The following is a 15,448-nucleotide window of genomic DNA, read 5'->3' as shown; positions in this document are numbered from 1 at the left end:
GAGTATATGCCCATGTCGGGCATCTGGGAGGATACCGATGACGAATACAGCTCGCGCCCTGTTCGGGGCGTGTGCGGTTGTGGCCCTGTCCACCGCCGCCGTGACAGCCGAGACGATCACCGTCGCGACCGTGAACAACGGCGACATGATCCGGATGCAAAGCCTGATGGGCGAGTTCAACGCCCAGCATCCCGACATCGAGGTGAAATGGGTGACGCTCGAAGAGAATGAGCTTCGCCAGCGGGTAACCACCGATATCGCCACCAAGGGCGGACAGTTCGACGTGATGACCATCGGCACCTACGAGGTCCCGATCTGGGGCAAGCAGGGCTGGCTGGTCTCGCTGAACGACATGCCTGCCGAATGGGACGCCGACGACCTGCTGCCGGCCATCAAGGGCGGCCTGACCGTCGATGGAGAGCTCTATGCCGCGCCGTTCTATGGCGAGAGCTCGATGGTCATGTATCGCACGGACCTCATGGAGAAGGCCGGGCTCTCGATGCCAGAGGCCCCGACCTGGGATGACATCAAGGCCGCCGCCGCCGCAATGACCGACAAGGAGGCCGGCATCTACGGCATCTGCCTGCGCGGCAAGGCCGGCTGGGGCGAGAACATGGCCTTCCTGACGGCGATGGCGAACAGCTATGGCGCGCAGTGGTTCGACATGGACTGGAACCCGACCTTCGACGGGCCGGAGTGGAAAGCGGCGCTGACCGACTATCTGGACCTGATGACGAACTACGGTCCGCCGGGTGCGTCGTCGAACGGGTTCAATGAGAACCTGGCGCTGTTCCAGCAGGGCAAGTGCGGGATGTGGATCGACGCCACCGTGGCGGCCTCCTTCGTGACCGGCGACGATTCCACCGTGGCCGAGCATGTCGGCTTTGCCCTGGCGCCGGACAACGGCCTTGGCAAGCGTGGCAACTGGCTCTGGGCCTGGTCGCTGGCCATTCCGGCGGGCACCCAGAAGGAAGCCGCCGCCAAGACATTCGTCGAATGGGCGACCTCGAAGGAATACACCGCGCTGGTCGCCTCGAAAGAGGGCTGGGCCAATGTGCCCCCGGGCACCCGTACCTCGCTCTACGAGAACCCCGAGTACCAGAAGGTGCCCTTTGCCGCGATGACGCTGCAAAGCATCAACTCGGCCGATCCGCAGAACCCGACGGTGAACCCGGCGCCGTATACCGGCGTGCAGTTCGCCGCGATCCCCGAGTTCCAGGCCATCGGCACCGCCGTCGGTCAGCAGTTCTCGGCGGCGCTGGCCGGTTCGATGACCGCGGACGAGGCGCTGCAGGCGGCGCAGGACCTGACCGCCCGCGAGATGCGCAAGGCCGGCTACAACTAGGTCGCAGACACAAGAGACGGACGGGGCCGCGTGAACCGGCCCCGCCCCCCTCGATACCTATTCCCGTCATCCGGAGCGCAGCCATGGCCACCGCCCAATCCCGCCGACTAGCCCGCTGGATGTCGATGCCCGCGATCATCGTCCTGCTGCTCTGGATGGTCGTGCCGCTGGCAATGACGCTGTACTTCTCGTTCCGCCGCTACAACCTGAACTATCCCGACCGTCAGGGCTGGGCCGGCTGGAACAACTACTACTACTTCCTCACCGATCCGGCCTTCGCGGCGGCGTTCCAGAATACGCTGGTGCTGGTGATCGGCGTGCTGATCATCACCGTGGTCGGCGGCATCCTTCTGGCGCTGCTGCTGGACCAGCCCTTCTGGGGCCAGGGCATTGTGCGGGTGCTGGTGATCGCACCGTTCTTCGTCATGCCCACGGTCTCGGCGCTGGTCTGGAAGAACATGTTCATGAACCCGGTCAACGGGCTCTTCGCCCATGCGGCGCAAGCGGTCGGGCTACAACCGATCGACTTCCTAGGCCACCATCCCCTGTCCTCGATCGTCGGGATCGTCGCCTGGGCCTGGCTGCCCTTCGCCACGCTGATCCTGCTGACCGCGCTGCAATCGCTGGACCGCGAGCAGATCGAGGCTTCGGAGATGGACGGCGCCGGCTTTGGTGCCCGCTTCTTCTACATCATCCTGCCGCACATGACCCGCTCGATCACCGTGGTGATCCTGATCCAGACGATCTTCCTGCTGGGCATCTATGCCGAGATCCTGGTCACCACCAACGGCGGCCCCGGCACCCAGTCGATGAACCTGCCCTATCTGATCGCCGTCACCACCACGCAGCAGGATGTCGGCGGCGCGGCTGCCGGCGGTGTCATCGCAATCATCCTTGCCAATATCGTTGCCATCTTCCTGATGCGGATGATCGGCAAGAACCTGGAGAGCTGAGCCATGGCTCGTGCCGTCACACCGCAGCGGAAGGCCACCGTCACCGTTCTGGCCTGGGTCGTCGGACTGGTGATCTTCTTTCCGATCCTCTGGACCGTCCTGCTGTCGTTCAAGACCGAGGCCGACGCGATCGGCACGCCCTGGCATGTCCTGGCCTCGAGCTGGACGACCGAGGCCTATGCGACGGTCCAGCAACGCTCGGACTATCTCCACCACTTCTGGAACTCGGTCATCCTGTCGCTCGGGTCGACGGTGATCGGGTTGATCATCGGGATCCCATCAGCCTGGGCGATGGCCTTCGTCCCCGGCAAGCGCACCAAGGACGTGCTGATGTGGATGCTCTCGACCAAGATGATGCCGGCAACGGGGGTGCTGGTGCCGATCTATCTGATCGGGATCAAGACCGGGCTGCTCGACACCCGCACGGGCCTGGTCATCGTGCTGACGCTGATCAACCTGCCGATCATCATCTGGATGCTCTACACCTATTTCAAGGAGATCCCGGGCGAGATCCTGGAAGCGGCGCGGATGGACGGGGCCTCGCTCTGGAACGAGATCCGCTATGTGCTGACGCCGATGGCGATCCCGGGGATCGCCTCGACCCTGCTGCTCAACGTCATCCTGTCCTGGAACGAGGCGTTCTGGACCCTGCGGCTGACCACCACCAACGCGGCGCCGCTGACTGCCTTCATCGCCAGCTATTCCTCACCCGAAGGGTTGTTCTTCGCCAAGCTCTCGGCGGCATCGACTTTGGCCATCGCGCCGATCCTCATCCTTGGCTGGTTCAGCCAGAAGCAACTTGTCCGCGGCCTGACGTTCGGCGCGGTGAAATAAGAGGTCATCATGGGACAGATCACGCTTCAACAGGTGACCAAGGCCTTCGGCGATGTCGAGGTCATTCCGCCGCTGGACCTGACCGTGGATGACGGCGAGTTCGTGGTCTTCGTCGGGCCCTCGGGCTGCGGCAAGTCCACCCTGCTGCGGCTGATCGCGGGGCTCGAGGACATCACCTCGGGCAAGATCCTGATCGACGGCAAGGACGCCAGCCACACCCCGCCGGCCAAGCGTGGCCTTGCGATGGTGTTCCAGAGCTACGCGCTCTACCCGCACATGTCGGTGCGCAAGAACATCGCCTTCCCGCTGAAGATGGCCGGCCTGTCGAAGGCCGAACAGGATGCCAAGGTCGATGCCGCCGCCAAGGTGCTGAACCTCGGGTCCTACATAGACCGGAAGCCGGGGCAACTGTCGGGCGGTCAGCGCCAGCGGGTCGCGATCGGTCGTGCCATCGTGCGCGAGCCCTCGGCCTTTCTCTTCGACGAGCCGCTGTCGAACCTCGACGCGGCGCTGCGGGTCAACATGCGGCTGGAGATATCCGAACTGCACAACCAGCTTGGAACGACGATGATCTACGTCACCCATGACCAGGTCGAGGCGATGACCATGGCCGACAAGATCGTCGTCCTTCAGGCCGGCCGGATCGAGCAGGTCGGCACCCCGCTGGATCTCTATCGCAGGCCCGACAACATCTTCGTCGCCGGTTTCATCGGTTCGCCCAAGATGAATTTCATCACAGGCGAGGCCGCCGCCAGGGAAGGCGCCCATACCATCGGCATCAGGCCCGAACATCTGACCCCGTCCCCCGATGGCGGCATGATGCAGGGCCGGGTCTCGGTGGCCGAGCATCTCGGCTCGGACACGTTCATGTATGTCGAGACCGATCAGCACGGCACCTTGACGGTGCGGGCCGGGGGCGAGGTTGCCTTCCGCCATGGCGACAGGATCGGCCTGACCCCGATGGTCGAGCATCTGCACAGGTTCGACGAGAGTGGTCAGGCGATCCGATGAGCCCGCTTCTGAAACTTTCGAACGCGGCCCTCGGCGCGCTGCCGAAAGGCGTGGCGGGTCCGGGCTATGACCGGGCCGAACTGACGCCGGGCATCGTTCATATCGGGCTGGGAAATTTCCATCGGGCCCATCAGGCGGTCTATCTCGACGACCTGATGGGACAGGGCAGGGACCACGACTGGGCGCTGCTGGGCGCCGGGGTCCGGGCACCCGATGCAAGGATGCGGTCGGCGCTGAAGGCGCAGGACTGCCTATCGACGGTCATCGAGCGGGGCCCCGAGGGCCGATTTGCGCGTGTTGTTGGTGCGATGGCCGACTTTCTTCCTGTCGATCCCGGCAATGCGCCGCTGATCGCGGCCCTGAGCGATCCGGCGATCCGGATCGTCTCGCTGACCGTCACCGAGGGCGGCTATTTCGTCGATCCGGCGACCGGTCGCTTTGACCCGGACCATCCCGAGATCGTCGCCGACGGCCACAATCCCGACCAACCCGCGACTGCCTTCGGGGCGATCGTCGCGGCGCTGGCCGCGCGGCATGCGGCGGGGCATACGCCCTTCACGGTGATGAGCTGCGACAACCTGCCCGGCAATGGCGGCGTGACCCGCGACGCGGTGGTCGGGCTGGCGTCGCTGTCGGACCCGCAGCTTTCGGACTGGATCGCCGGCAATGTGGCCTTTCCGAATGCCATGGTTGACCGGATCACGCCGGCCACCGGCCCGCGCGAGCGCGAGATGGCGGCCAGCTTCGGGCTGGACGATCCGGTGCCGGTGACCTGCGAGCCGTTCCGGCAATGGGTGCTGGAAGACAGCTTCACCGCCGGCCGTCCCGAGTTCGAGGCGGCCGGGGTCACGATGACCTCGGATGTCCATGACTATGAGCGCATGAAGATCCGCATCCTCAACGGTGGTCACGCGGTGATCGCCTATGCCGGCGCCCTGCTGGGGCACGAATTTGCCCATCAGGCGATGGCCGACCCGCGGATCGCCGGTCTGCTGGACCGGGTCGAGCGGGCCGAGATACTGCCGCATGTCAGGCCGGTGCCGGAATTCACCCCAGAGGAATATCTGACCCTGATCCTGTCGCGCTTCTCGAATCCCGAGATCGAGGACACCACCCGCAGGCTCTGTCTCGACGGTTCCAACCGGCAGCCCAAGTTCATCCTGCCCTCGGTGGCCGACGGTCTGGCTTCGGGCGCCCCGGTGGAAGGGCTGGCGCTGGTCTCGGCACTCTGGTGCCGCTACTGCGCCGGGCATTTCGAGGACGGCAGGGCGATCGAGCCCAACGATCCGAACTGGGCGCAACTGACCGAGACCGCGCAGCGGGCGAAATCCGCGCCGGCGGCATGGCTGGAACTGCGCGAAATCTATGGCGATCTGGCCGAGGCGCCGCGGTTCTCGGCGGCCTTCGCCGGCTGGCTCCGGCAGATATGGGCGGTGGGCACCGCGGCGACGATCGGCAGCTACCTGGGCGACTGAGGCGCAGGCCCCGCATGGTCGGACCGCGGTCGCCGGCCGGAGAACGCAGGGTTCAACTGCTCAGGCGCTCCAGCGTTGTCGCAAGGTCGCCCATCCCGGTGAAACGCCGCTCGTAGGCCAATCCCAGCCTTTCGGCATAGCTCCGCGCCTTGGCGTCCAGCGCCGGGTCCTCGGTCTGTGCCAGATAGACCAGGGTCTCGTAATTTCCGAAATACATCTCCAGCAGTTCGGGGTGGCGGTCGAGACCCAGTGGCTTCCAGACGAAGGTTTCGAACTGCCGGGCCAGGAAATCGGTGAGGTAGAAGCTGGTGACTTCGCCGCGCGCCTCGAAAGCGGCCAGCCCGTCGTAGAAGGCATAGCAATGCGGCCCGGCGATCATCTCCAGCCCCAGCCTCTTGCAGGCCGCGGCGAGCTTGCCGCCCGTGCCGCAATCGGCATAGGCGACGAAGATGCGTTCATACCCCGCCCGGTGCCGGGCCACGGCCGCCTCGACCGCCGCGGTGATCTTCTCGGGTCGGTTGTGCAGGATCGCGGGAAGGCAGGTCAGGTCCAGATGGTCCCAGCCGTTCATCCGGATCAGCGCCAGGATCTCATGCGCCAGCGCTCCGCAGGCCAGGATCAGCACCCGGCCCTTGCCGGAGGCGGCGAGACCGGTTTCGGTCAACGTCCTGTCGTCGGGCGCGGCCGGGGGGGAGGCAGGGGGGGGCGTCATGACCGGTCCCGCAACAGCCAGCGCAGCACGAGGCTCAGCAGGAGCAGCAGCGGCACCGCGACGGCCAGCGTCGGCGCGGGCAGGGCCCGGAAGCCCAGCACCGTCAGCCCGGCGGCCAGGATCACGACGGCAAGGAGCAGGGCAAGGCGGCTGGGCGGCATCTGGGGCTTTCCGGTTTCGGGCATTCACCCGCAGAGATAGGGGCGGCCCGGCGGCGGCGAAAGGGCCGGGTCCGGCTCAGGCCTTCATCTGGTTGTGCTTGCGGGCGATGAAGGACTTGGCGGTCTCGACCGCCACGGCCGCGTCGCGGCAATAGGCGTCGGCGCCGATCGCCTTGCCGAACTCCTCGTTCAGCGGCGCCCCGCCGACCAGCACGATATAGTCGTCGCGAATGCCCATCTCGACCAGCGAGTCGATCACCACTTTCATGTAGGGCATGGTCGTGGTCAGCAGCGCCGACATGCCGAGGATGTCGGCCCCTTCCGATTTCAGCGCCTCGATGTACTTGTCGGCGGCATTGTTGATCCCGAGGTCGATCACCTCGAATCCGGCGCCCTCCATCATCATGCCGACCAAGTTCTTGCCGATGTCATGGATGTCGCCCTTGACGGTGCCGATCACCATCTTGCCGACCTTCGGCGCCCCGGTCTCGGCCAGAAGCGGCTTCAGGATCGCCATTCCGCCCTTCATCGCATTGGCCGCCAGCAGCACCTCGGGCACGAAGAGAATCCCGTCGCGGAAATCATTGCCGACGATGGTCATCCCGCCGACCAGCGCCTTGGTCAGCACTTCATAGGGTTCCCAGCCGCGTTCCAGCAGGATGTTCACGCCTTCCTCGATCTCGGGCTTCATCCCGTCATAGAGGTCGTCATGCATCTGCAGGACCAACTCGTCGTCGCTGAGCTCGCTCAGGATGATCTCGTCGTCGTCAGCCATGGGTTCCTCCGCGGAAAGTCGTGCCTGTCTCGGGTGATAAGGCGGAACGCGGGCCAATCACAACAGGATTGCGACATTGCCGGGGACGCAAGCGACGAACTGTGTCCACCGGTCGCCCCCGGGCGCGAAAACAGGGGCGCGCGGTCCGGTTTCGCCGCCTCCGGCGCCGACCGGGCGAGGGGCGCCGCCCCTCGCGCTCCCCGGGATATTTCCGAGGTAAAGCGGTTCAAAGCCGGTTGCGGAGACGGTGGCGGCGCGGCTGGTTCTTGGCGCGTGTTCATGCTATGTTCTGTCCGGGCTGCGCTGCCCCATGACCTGACCGAGAGGCCCGCCGATGTCCGCCACGATCCCGCCCGCTGCCGATCCGGAGGAGGAGACCCGGGTCCTGCCCGCGTCCCGGCGCCGGGGCCGCGCCGCGGCGACCAACGATCCGGGCCGGTTCGAGGGCCAGAGCCGCGCAATGACCGACGACGGCTGGCCGCGTGATGACGGCGACCTGCCGCCGATCCGGACCGAGGTGCGGCTGGAACGGCCACGCTCGGTCATCAGCCGCAACAGCTCTCCGGACATTCCCTTCGACCGCTCGATCAATCCCTATCGCGGTTGCGAACACGGATGCATCTACTGCTTCGCGCGGCCCGGCCATGCCTATCTGAACCTGTCGCCGGGGCTCGATTTCGAGACCCGGCTGATCGCTCGGCCGGGCGCGGGGGCGGTGCTGGAGCGCGAGCTGCGCGCGAAATCCTATCGCCCGGCGGTGATGGCGATCGGCACCTATACCGATCCCTACCAGCCGGTCGAGACCCGTTATCGGGTGATGCGCGAGTTGATCGAGGTGCTCTCGGCCTTCAATCACCCGCTGGGCATCGTCACCAAGGGCAGCGGGATCGAGCGCGACCTCGACCTCCTGGCGCCGATGGCGGCAAAGGGATTGCTGCATGTCGGGATCTCGGTGACCACGCTGGACCCGAAACTCGCCAGGACGATGGAGCCACGTGTGCCCGCTCCGGCGCGTCGCCTGCGGACGATCCGGCGCCTGGCCGAGGCCGGCATCCCGGTGCGGGTCATGGTGGCGCCGGTGATCCCGGGGCTGACCGATCCCGAACTGGAGGCCATTCTGGCGGCCGGGGCCGAGGCCGGGGCGCGTTCGGCCAGCTGGATCATGCTGCGGTTGCCGCGCGAGGTCTCGCCGCTGTTCCGCGACTGGCTGGCCGAGCATTATCCGGACCGGTTCAACCGGGTGATGTCGAAGCTGCGCGAGATGCATGGCGGGCAGGACTATTCCGCCGACTGGGGCAAGCGAATGCGGGGCGAGGGGACCTATGCCGAACTGGTCGGGCAACGCTTCCGGCTGGCGGCCAGACGGCTGGGCCTGGACCGGCCCCTGCCGCCCCTGCGCTGCGATCTCTTCGCGCCGCCGGCCCGTGCCGGGGATCAGCTGTCGCTGTTCTAGTTTCCCGGCCTCGGCCCCGGGTCTTCTGGCCAAGCCGTCCGCGCGTCTGCTAAGACGCTGGGCTATCGTCAGCCCGGGAGACCGACCGAATGAAATGGCAGGGACGTCGCAAGAGCGGCAATATCGAGGATCGACGCGGCCGCGCCGGGGGCGGTGCCGCGATCGGCGGCGTCGGGCTGCTGGCGGTGCTGGCGATCGGCTATTTCCTCGGCATCGACGTGACGCCGCTGTTGCAGGAGGCCGGCGGACAGACCGGGGCCCCGGGCGAGATCACCGCGGCGGAGCGGAAGCAGGGCGATTTCGTCGCCGTGGTCCTGGCCGATACCGAAGAGGTCTGGAGCGGGATTTTCGATCGGGAGGTCGGCGGGCCCTACAATCCCACGACACTGGTGCTCTATTCCGGCGGAGCGCAGTCGCCCTGCGGCCTGGCCTCGGGCGCGACCGGGCCCTTCTATTGCCCGGGCGACAAGAAGGTCTATCTCGATACCGGCTTCTTCACCACGCTGTCGGAACGGCTCGGCGCCGGCGGCGATTTTGCCGCCGCCTATGTGGTGGCGCATGAGGTCGGACATCATGTCCAGGACGAGCTGGGTATCCTGAGCCGGGCCAATGAGGCGCGGCAGGCGGGCAGCGAGGCCGAGTCGAATGCGATCTCGGTGCGGGTCGAGCTGCAGGCCGACTGCTATGCCGGGATCTTCGCGGCGATGGAACAGGCCGCGGGCTATCTGCAGGGCGGCGACATTGCCGAGGCGATGAACGCGGCCGAGAAGATCGGCGATGACACCTTGCAGAAGGCGGCCGGCCGGGCGCCGATGCCCGACAGTTTCACCCATGGCAGTTCCGAGCAGCGCCAGCGCTGGTTTGCCCGCGGTTTCGACAACCCGACCCTCGCGGCCTGCGACACATTCGGCGCCGGCGAGCTCTGACCGGGCCGGGGTTCCTGGTGGCCTGTCCGGGCCGATCGGCCTGCGGGGCGGGCCGCCAACGTGGGGTAACATGATACCGAAATACTAAGGCATTGATATTGCGTGATAATGTAAATCCGAATGGCCTTGACCGGCCCCTGAAAATGCTTAGAACACCGGCATCCGACCGTGGCCTGGCTGCGGCGATTGTCTTTTGGCCATACGGAAGCCTCCGATGAAAACCTTTACCGCTACTCCGGCGGACATCGAAAAGAAGTGGATCCTGATCGACGCCGAAGGCGTCGTTCTGGGACGCCTCGCCTCGATCGTCGCCACCCGGCTGCGTGGCAAGCACAAGCCGACCTACACGCCCCATATGGACATGGGTGACAACGTGATCGTCATCAATGCCGACAAGGTCGTGATGACCGGCAACAAGCGCTCCGACAAGCGCTATTACTGGCATACCGGCCACCCCGGCGGGATCAAGTTCCGCACCGCCGAGCAGCTGCTCGACGGCAAGCACCCCGAGCGGGTGGTGATCAAGGCGGTGGAACGGATGATTTCCCGCAACAAGCTGGGCAAGCAGCAGATGACCAATCTGCGCGTCTATGCCGGGGCCGAGCACAAGCACGAGGCGCAGTCGCCGGAAGTGCTGGATGTGAAGTCGATGAACCCGAAGAACACGAGGGGCTGAGCGCATGGCCACCGAAGTCAAATCTCTGGAAGACCTGAACCAGGTCGCGGAAGGCACTCCTGCCGCCGTGGCGGTTCCGGAAACCCTCACCGCCCCGCGCGAACCGATGCGTGACGCCCAGGGCCGTGCCTATGCCACCGGCAAGCGGAAGGACGCGGTCGCCCGGGTCTGGATCAAGCCCGGCAAGGGCAAGGTCGTGGTGAACGGCAAGGAAATGTCCGAGTATTTCGCCCGTCCGGTGCTGCAGATGATCCTGCGCCAACCCTTCACCGTCGCCGGCGTCGAAGGCCAGTTCGACGTCACCGCCACGGTGGCGGGTGGCGGTCTGTCGGGCCAGGCAGGCGCGGTCAAGCATGGCGTGTCGAAAGCCCTGCAGCTCTATGACCCCTCGCTGCGCGCGCCGCTGAAGGCGGCCGGCTTCCTGACCCGCGACAGCCGCGTCGTGGAACGGAAGAAATATGGCAAGGCCAAGGCCCGGAAGTCGTTCCAGTTCTCGAAGCGCTAAGGCGTTTTCCGGCAAGAAGAATGGCGCGCGGGCATGGTCCCGCGCGCTTTTCGTTTCACTGGGTGCAGGCTTCGAGAAACGGGCACAACAGTGTGCGCAGGATGGGAATCTTGATGCCGTAGACATGCGCAGGCGACCACAGCAGTCCCGCGATCAGCATCGGCAGGACCAGCGTCAGGCGGCCAGGGCGCTGAAGCGCGACCCGCCCGGCCAGCAGGAGCGACAGGAACAGGAAGGTGAAGCTGACCATGTGAAGGTCAAGCCATCGTCCCCAATCCATCGCGACCGGATAGAGCGGCAGGATTGCCAGTCCGGTCAGCAGGAACAGACCCAGCAAGAGCCGGCGGCCACGACAGCACCAGGCTGCATAGATCGCCGGCGCAGAAGCGGCCAGATAGACGAGGAAGAAGCCCTGCCACGGCCAGGTCTTCAACATCCCGGCCACCGCGGCCCGGCCAAAGGCGATATCCTTGTCCATCCAGGCGATTGCGCCCGTGTCGCAGAACCGGGGGTCAAGGCCGCGATCGATCAGCGGCTGGCAGAGGGGCGTGACATCCGCAACCGAACTATAACGAAGCGCATAGGCAATCGCTGCCGCGCTTCCCGCCAAGGCCAGGGCGGGCAGGACGAGGCTGCCGGGCCCTGACACGCCCTTCTGTCGGCCTGCAATCCAAAGCATCACTGCGAAGGCCGGCGCCAGCAGCGCATTTGCCTCATGTCCGAAGGCGCCGATCAGGAACACGACCACTGCCAGCGCCAGCAGCGCCCCCGGAACCTTCGAGCGTGTCTGCGCGACCGCCACCAGGGCAAAGGCGGCAAAGCCAATCAGTTCCTTCCGTTCGGCCCCAAATGGATTATTGGCCCAGAAGACGGGAAACAGCGCCGGAGACAGGATCAGCGCCGCCATTTCCGGACGCCCAAGAAACCGCCAGGCTCCGATCAGGGTGCCGGCGACCAATACGGTCAGCAAGAGTGCCTGAAGGCCGACAACCGCCGTGATGGGGCCGATATGCAGGGCATCTGCGCCCCAGAGAATTGCCGACCCCAATATCCCTCGTCGCAACGGACCCGCGGCCAGCGTGATCAGCCAGTCGCCCTGTTTCCACGAGCCGCCGCGAGCGAGAAAGTCCAGGTAGAGCCGATTGAATTCCACAAGCAACAACAGAACAACAATTGATACGACCAGATATCTGGCCCAGCCATAGCGCCATTGTGAGGAATGAGTTTCTTTGCAGATTTGCTCTTGCATGAGGGGGCACCAATAGTCCCATCTTCAATTCGCGTGCAATACCGACTGTTGCCCCCGCGACTCAGCTTCGCGGGGAATAATTCTCGTCACGTTGACCGATACGCCGGCGACGGGCAGGATTCTGTCGAGGCAACGATAGAAATCGGGCAACAAGAATGGCATCGCTGGCAGGACATCACTCCCCCCATGGGGCGGGGGACTTTCTGGGGTTGCGCCGGGCGCGCAGCGGCGGGTTCGAAATCGTCTATGATGACGGCGCCATGCATCGGCAGGTGTGGCGGGTCGCGCGGGGCACGGCCGAGGGGCAGCTGGACGAGGCCCTGCAGGCCGCGATGAGCGCCAACCGGGTGGTGAGCGCGCTCTATACCGAACTGAAGAAGCGCGGCGTCAGCATCGATGTCGTCGCCGCGAGCTGACGCGGCGCGAGACCTCTTCTGACGTTCCCGGCCGGGTTTCCACGGCCCGCGCCAATTTTGTCTGCCCCTGCAAACTGGCGCTTGAGATTACCGGGAAACTTCATAATGCTGCGCCGGCAACGGGGAAGGGGCACAACCAGGCATGGCATCGGCCGAACGCTTTGGAAAATGGCGGCGCAGCGAAGGTCTGCGCGGCTGGCTCATGGTCTCGCCCACCGCGCTTTACGCGCTGGCCTTTCTGGCCGTGCCGCTGGTCGCCATCGTCGCGCTCAGCTTCGTGTCCCAGACCGGCGTGGTCACCTATGACTACACGCCGACCTGGAAGAACTACATCGAGGCCTTCGTCGAGCCGCAATATCGCGCCCTGATCCTGCGCTCGGTCATCATCTCGCTGGCGGTCACGGCGCTGACGGTGCTCACGGCCTTTCCGGTGGCCTATTTCATCTCCTTCCACGTCACGCCCAGCCGCAAGTCGCTGTGGCTGTTCCTGATCACCATCCCGTTCTGGACCTCCTACCTGATCCGGGTATTCCTGTGGAAAGTCATCCTGGGCTACAACGGCGTGGTGAACTCGGCGCTGCTCTGGCTGGGGGTGATCGACGAGCCGCTGGGCTGGATCAACTACAACGCCAACGCGGTGGTGCTGACGCTGGCCCATGCCTATGCCCCCTTCGCCATCCTGCCGATCTTCGTGGCGCTGGAAAAGATCGACCGTTCGCTGCTCGAGGCCGGACAGGACCTGGGCGAGACCCGGTTCCAGACCTTTCTGCGGGTGACCTTGCCGCTGGCGGTGCCCGGGGTGGTGGCGGCGGTGCTGATCGTCTTCATCCCGACGATCGGTGACTATGTGACGCCGCGACTGATCGGCGGCAAGGACGGCACGATGATCGCCAACCTGATCCAGAGCCAGTTCCTGCGCCAGAACAACGCACCCCTGGGCTCGGCCCTGGCGGTGATCTCGATGATCACCGTGGCGGCGATCTCGCTGGTCTTCGTGTTCCTCAACCGCAAGAACATGAGGGGCGGGCAATGAGAAAGGGCAGGGGGCTCCGGACCTACACGATCTTCTATCTGATCTTCCTCTATGCGCCGATCGTCCTGCTGCCGTTGTTCGCCTTCAACGATTCCAAGATCATCGCCTTCCCGCTGAAGGGCTTCACCACCGACTGGTTCGTTGCACTCTGGCACAAGACCGAGCTGCACCAGGCGGTGCTGAAATCGCTGATCATCGCGGTGACGACAGCGGTTTTCGCTACCGCGCTCGGGGTTTTCGCGGCGCGCGCAGGGACAAAGTACCGGTTTCGGGGCAAGGGGCCGGTGCTGGGCTTCATCATGCTTCCGCTGGTGCTGCCCGACATCATCGTCGCGGTCTCGCTGCTGGTCGTGCTGCTCCGGATCGGCATGGGCCTGGGCATGACGGCGGCGATCCTGGGCCATGTGGTGATCTGCCTGCCTTTTGCCATCGCGATCCTCAACTCGGCCTTTTCCTCGCTGGATCAGAGCCTGGAGGAGGCCGCCTATGATCTTGGCGAAACCCCGTTCTCGGCCTTCCGGCTGGTGATCCTGCCGCTGGTGATGCCGGGCATCATCTCGTCCTTGCTGATCACCTTCACCATCTCGCTGGACGAATACATCATCGCCTCTTTCCTGGTCGGAACCGAAGAGACGCTGCCGGTCTATCTGTTCAACCAGATGACCAAGAATTCGCGCGAGATCCCGGTGGTGCTGGCGCTCGGCACCGTGCTGGTGTTGTTTTCGATCCTCTTGCTGGGGATCGCCGAATATTTCCGCCGCCGCGGCATCGCCCGTACCGGCGGCAAGGATACCGGAGGCTTCCTGTGACCCCCAATCCGCTGATCGACCTGCGCGCGGTGCAGAAATACTATGGCGATTACCATGCCCTGAGGGGCATCGACCTGACGATCCATCAAGGAGAGTTCTTCTCGCTTCTGGGGCCGTCGGGCTGTGGCAAGACCACGCTCCTGCGCACCATCGCGGGGTTCGAGGATGTCTCTTCCGGCGTGGTGATGATCGACGGCAAGTCGATGGAGGGCGTGCCGGCGAACCATCGCCCGACCAACATGGTGTTCCAGAGCTACGCGATCTTCCCGCATCTGACGGTGGCGCAGAACGTCGGGTTCGGCCTGCGCAAGGACCCGCGGTCGAAGGCCGACAAGGACAAGGCGGTGGTCGAGGCGCTGGCGATGGTCGGGCTGGCCGGCTATGGCGACCGCGCCGCGAATGCGCTCTCGGGCGGGCAGCGGCAGCGGGTGGCGCTGGCGCGCGCCCTGATCCTGGAACCCAAGGTCCTGCTGCTGGACGAGCCGCTCTCGGCGCTCGACAAGAAGATGCGCGAGCAGATGCAGCACGAGTTGCGCCGCCTGCAACGCCAGGTCGGGATCACCTTCATCTTGGTCACCCACGATCAGGAAGAGGCGCTGATCATGTCGGACCGGATCGCGGTGATGTTCGAGGGCGAGATCGCGCAACTGGCCGATCCGCAGACGCTCTATCGCCGCCCGGTCTCGCGCCGGGTCGCGGAATTCATCGGGGTGATGAACTTCCTGCCCTGCGAGGTGACGCAGGGCGCCGGCGACGCCATCGAGGTCAATCTTCCGGGGCTGGGCCACGCCACGCTTCAGCCCGACCAGTGCCCGTCGGGCGGGGTTCCCGGGACCGGTTCGGTCGGGGTCCGGCCCGAGGCGATGTCGATCCTCTTCGAGGGCGAAGCCGCAAGCGGCCAGATCGCCCAGGCCGAGGTCGTGGAGGTCATCTATTACGGCGACATGACCTATTACGAGGTGCGTTTCGATGCCGTCGAGGCGCCGGTCACGATCTCGATGAAGAACATCGTCGGGCGGCCGGTGCTGGAACGCGGCGACAAGGCGCGGGTGTCCTGGGATGCGCGGTCCCTGGTCCTGTTCTGCTAGAAGAACGGGCCGTAACAAACTGATATC

17 protein-coding genes are annotated in these 15,448 nt (G+C 65.3%); 13 read left to right on the top strand and 4 right to left on the bottom strand.

Annotation, left to right across the window (positions count from 1 at the left end; translation table 11 throughout):
• Window positions 1-37 precede the first annotated feature (37 nt).
• The 5 genes from NUW50_RS19255 (at window position 38) to NUW50_RS19235 (ending at window position 5,618) form a co-directional block, all read left to right on the top strand.
• Window positions 38-1,345 (top strand): ABC transporter substrate-binding protein, encoded by a 1,308-nt coding sequence (locus NUW50_RS19255; RefSeq protein WP_258290799.1) that lies wholly within the window; start codon window positions 38-40, stop codon window positions 1,343-1,345.
• An 83-nt stretch (window positions 1,346-1,428) separates the two neighbouring features.
• The gene (locus NUW50_RS19250; RefSeq protein ID WP_258290798.1) at window positions 1,429-2,298 is read left to right on the top strand and encodes a carbohydrate ABC transporter permease; all 870 of its coding nucleotides are present in this window, start codon (window positions 1,429-1,431) and stop codon (window positions 2,296-2,298) included.
• A 3-nt stretch (window positions 2,299-2,301) separates the two neighbouring features.
• Window positions 2,302-3,132, top strand: coding sequence for a carbohydrate ABC transporter permease (locus tag NUW50_RS19245; RefSeq protein WP_258290797.1), 831 nt, complete (start codon window positions 2,302-2,304; stop codon window positions 3,130-3,132).
• 9 nt (window positions 3,133-3,141) lie between these two features.
• Complete coding sequence (locus NUW50_RS19240; protein ID WP_258290796.1) at window positions 3,142-4,143, top strand: ABC transporter ATP-binding protein; 1,002 nt, start codon at window positions 3,142-3,144, stop codon at window positions 4,141-4,143.
• A gap of 38 nt (window positions 4,144-4,181) precedes the next feature.
• The gene (locus NUW50_RS19235; RefSeq protein WP_443135125.1) at window positions 4,182-5,618 is read left to right on the top strand and encodes a mannitol dehydrogenase family protein; all 1,437 of its coding nucleotides are present in this window, start codon (window positions 4,182-4,184) and stop codon (window positions 5,616-5,618) included.
• Window positions 5,619-5,670: 52 nt separating this feature from the next.
• Here NUW50_RS19235 and NUW50_RS19230 read toward each other — a convergent pair whose 3' ends face one another.
• From NUW50_RS19230 to NUW50_RS19220, 3 genes are all read right to left on the bottom strand, one after another.
• On the bottom strand, window positions 5,671-6,330 hold the full coding sequence (locus NUW50_RS19230; RefSeq protein ID WP_258290794.1) for a DUF1638 domain-containing protein: 660 nt from the start codon (window positions 6,328-6,330) through the stop codon (window positions 5,671-5,673).
• Window positions 6,327-6,491 carry a hypothetical protein gene (locus NUW50_RS19225; protein WP_258290793.1) on the bottom strand — a complete coding sequence of 55 codons (165 nt, stop codon included), beginning with the start codon at window positions 6,489-6,491 and terminating at the stop codon, window positions 6,327-6,329. The genes NUW50_RS19230 and NUW50_RS19225 overlap by 4 nt, the downstream gene beginning before the upstream one ends.
• 76 nt (window positions 6,492-6,567) lie before the next feature.
• A complete protein-coding gene (locus NUW50_RS19220) occupies window positions 6,568-7,266 on the bottom strand; it encodes a corrinoid protein (RefSeq protein WP_258290792.1) in 699 nt (232 codons plus the stop codon).
• A gap of 334 nt (window positions 7,267-7,600) precedes the next feature.
• Between NUW50_RS19220 and NUW50_RS19215 the strand changes: the two genes are divergently transcribed.
• The 4 genes from NUW50_RS19215 (at window position 7,601) to rpsI (ending at window position 10,826) form a co-directional block, all read left to right on the top strand.
• On the top strand, window positions 7,601-8,719 hold the full coding sequence (locus tag NUW50_RS19215) for a PA0069 family radical SAM protein (protein WP_258290791.1): 1,119 nt from the start codon (window positions 7,601-7,603) through the stop codon (window positions 8,717-8,719).
• Between the two features lie 89 nt (window positions 8,720-8,808).
• Window positions 8,809-9,645, top strand: a complete 837-nt coding sequence (gene ypfJ, locus NUW50_RS19210) for a KPN_02809 family neutral zinc metallopeptidase (RefSeq protein ID WP_258290790.1) — start codon at window positions 8,809-8,811, stop codon at window positions 9,643-9,645.
• A 214-nt stretch (window positions 9,646-9,859) separates the two neighbouring features.
• Window positions 9,860-10,321, top strand: coding sequence for a 50S ribosomal protein L13 (gene rplM, locus NUW50_RS19205; protein WP_258290789.1), 462 nt, complete (start codon window positions 9,860-9,862; stop codon window positions 10,319-10,321).
• Window positions 10,322-10,325: 4 nt separating this feature from the next.
• The gene (gene rpsI / locus NUW50_RS19200; protein ID WP_258290788.1) at window positions 10,326-10,826 is read left to right on the top strand and encodes a 30S ribosomal protein S9; all 501 of its coding nucleotides are present in this window, start codon (window positions 10,326-10,328) and stop codon (window positions 10,824-10,826) included.
• A gap of 55 nt (window positions 10,827-10,881) precedes the next feature.
• On the opposite strand, the gene NUW50_RS19195 is transcribed toward rpsI, so the two are convergent.
• Entirely contained in the window at window positions 10,882-11,988 is a 1,107-nt protein-coding gene (locus NUW50_RS19195; RefSeq protein ID WP_258290787.1) for a hypothetical protein, read from the bottom strand.
• A gap of 242 nt (window positions 11,989-12,230) precedes the next feature.
• On the opposite strand from NUW50_RS19195, the gene NUW50_RS19190 reads away from it, so the two are divergent.
• The 4 genes from NUW50_RS19190 (at window position 12,231) to NUW50_RS19175 (ending at window position 15,421) form a co-directional block, all read left to right on the top strand.
• Window positions 12,231-12,491 carry a hypothetical protein gene (locus NUW50_RS19190; protein WP_258290786.1) on the top strand — a complete coding sequence of 87 codons (261 nt, stop codon included), beginning with the start codon at window positions 12,231-12,233 and terminating at the stop codon, window positions 12,489-12,491.
• Window positions 12,492-12,633: 142 nt separating this feature from the next.
• Window positions 12,634-13,524, top strand: coding sequence for an ABC transporter permease (locus NUW50_RS19185; RefSeq protein WP_258290785.1), 891 nt, complete (start codon window positions 12,634-12,636; stop codon window positions 13,522-13,524).
• Entirely contained in the window at window positions 13,521-14,333 is an 813-nt protein-coding gene (locus NUW50_RS19180) for an ABC transporter permease (RefSeq protein WP_258290784.1), read from the top strand. The genes NUW50_RS19185 and NUW50_RS19180 overlap by 4 nt, the downstream gene beginning before the upstream one ends.
• Window positions 14,330-15,421, top strand: a complete 1,092-nt coding sequence (locus NUW50_RS19175; protein ID WP_258290783.1) for an ABC transporter ATP-binding protein — start codon at window positions 14,330-14,332, stop codon at window positions 15,419-15,421. The genes NUW50_RS19180 and NUW50_RS19175 overlap by 4 nt, the downstream gene beginning before the upstream one ends.
• Window positions 15,422-15,448: the final 27 nt, after the last annotated feature.

Source organism: Frigidibacter sp. ROC022, assembly GCF_024723735.1.
Taxonomy (GTDB): Bacteria; Pseudomonadota; Alphaproteobacteria; order Rhodobacterales; family Rhodobacteraceae; genus SLM-1.
The sequence above is the reverse complement of the archived record's forward strand: the minus strand, read 5'-3'. Positions and strand labels throughout refer to the sequence as shown.

Excerpts from the sequence above, each read along its gene's own strand:
- NUW50_RS19190 (WP_258290786.1), top strand. The coding sequence starts at position 12,231 with ATGGCATCGCTGGCAGGACATCACTCCCCCCATGGGGCGGGGGACTTT.
- rpsI (WP_258290788.1), top strand. The coding sequence starts at position 10,326 with ATGGCCACCGAAGTCAAATCTCTGGAAGACCTGAACCAGGTCGCGGAA.
- NUW50_RS19250 (WP_258290798.1), top strand. The coding sequence starts at position 1,429 with ATGGCCACCGCCCAATCCCGCCGACTAGCCCGCTGGATGTCGATGCCC.
- rplM (WP_258290789.1), top strand. The coding sequence starts at position 9,860 with ATGAAAACCTTTACCGCTACTCCGGCGGACATCGAAAAGAAGTGGATC.
- NUW50_RS19180 (WP_258290784.1), top strand. The coding sequence starts at position 13,521 with ATGAGAAAGGGCAGGGGGCTCCGGACCTACACGATCTTCTATCTGATC.
- NUW50_RS19215 (WP_258290791.1), top strand. The coding sequence starts at position 7,601 with ATGTCCGCCACGATCCCGCCCGCTGCCGATCCGGAGGAGGAGACCCGG.
- NUW50_RS19185 (WP_258290785.1), top strand. The coding sequence starts at position 12,634 with ATGGCATCGGCCGAACGCTTTGGAAAATGGCGGCGCAGCGAAGGTCTG.
- ypfJ (WP_258290790.1), top strand. The coding sequence starts at position 8,809 with ATGAAATGGCAGGGACGTCGCAAGAGCGGCAATATCGAGGATCGACGC.
- NUW50_RS19225 (WP_258290793.1), bottom strand. The coding sequence starts at position 6,491 with ATGCCGCCCAGCCGCCTTGCCCTGCTCCTTGCCGTCGTGATCCTGGCC.
- NUW50_RS19230 (WP_258290794.1), bottom strand. The coding sequence starts at position 6,330 with ATGACGCCCCCCCCTGCCTCCCCCCCGGCCGCGCCCGACGACAGGACG.
- NUW50_RS19220 (WP_258290792.1), bottom strand. The coding sequence starts at position 7,266 with ATGGCTGACGACGACGAGATCATCCTGAGCGAGCTCAGCGACGACGAG.
- NUW50_RS19245 (WP_258290797.1), top strand. The coding sequence starts at position 2,302 with ATGGCTCGTGCCGTCACACCGCAGCGGAAGGCCACCGTCACCGTTCTG.
- NUW50_RS19255 (WP_258290799.1), top strand. The coding sequence starts at position 38 with ATGACGAATACAGCTCGCGCCCTGTTCGGGGCGTGTGCGGTTGTGGCC.
- NUW50_RS19240 (WP_258290796.1), top strand. The coding sequence starts at position 3,142 with ATGGGACAGATCACGCTTCAACAGGTGACCAAGGCCTTCGGCGATGTC.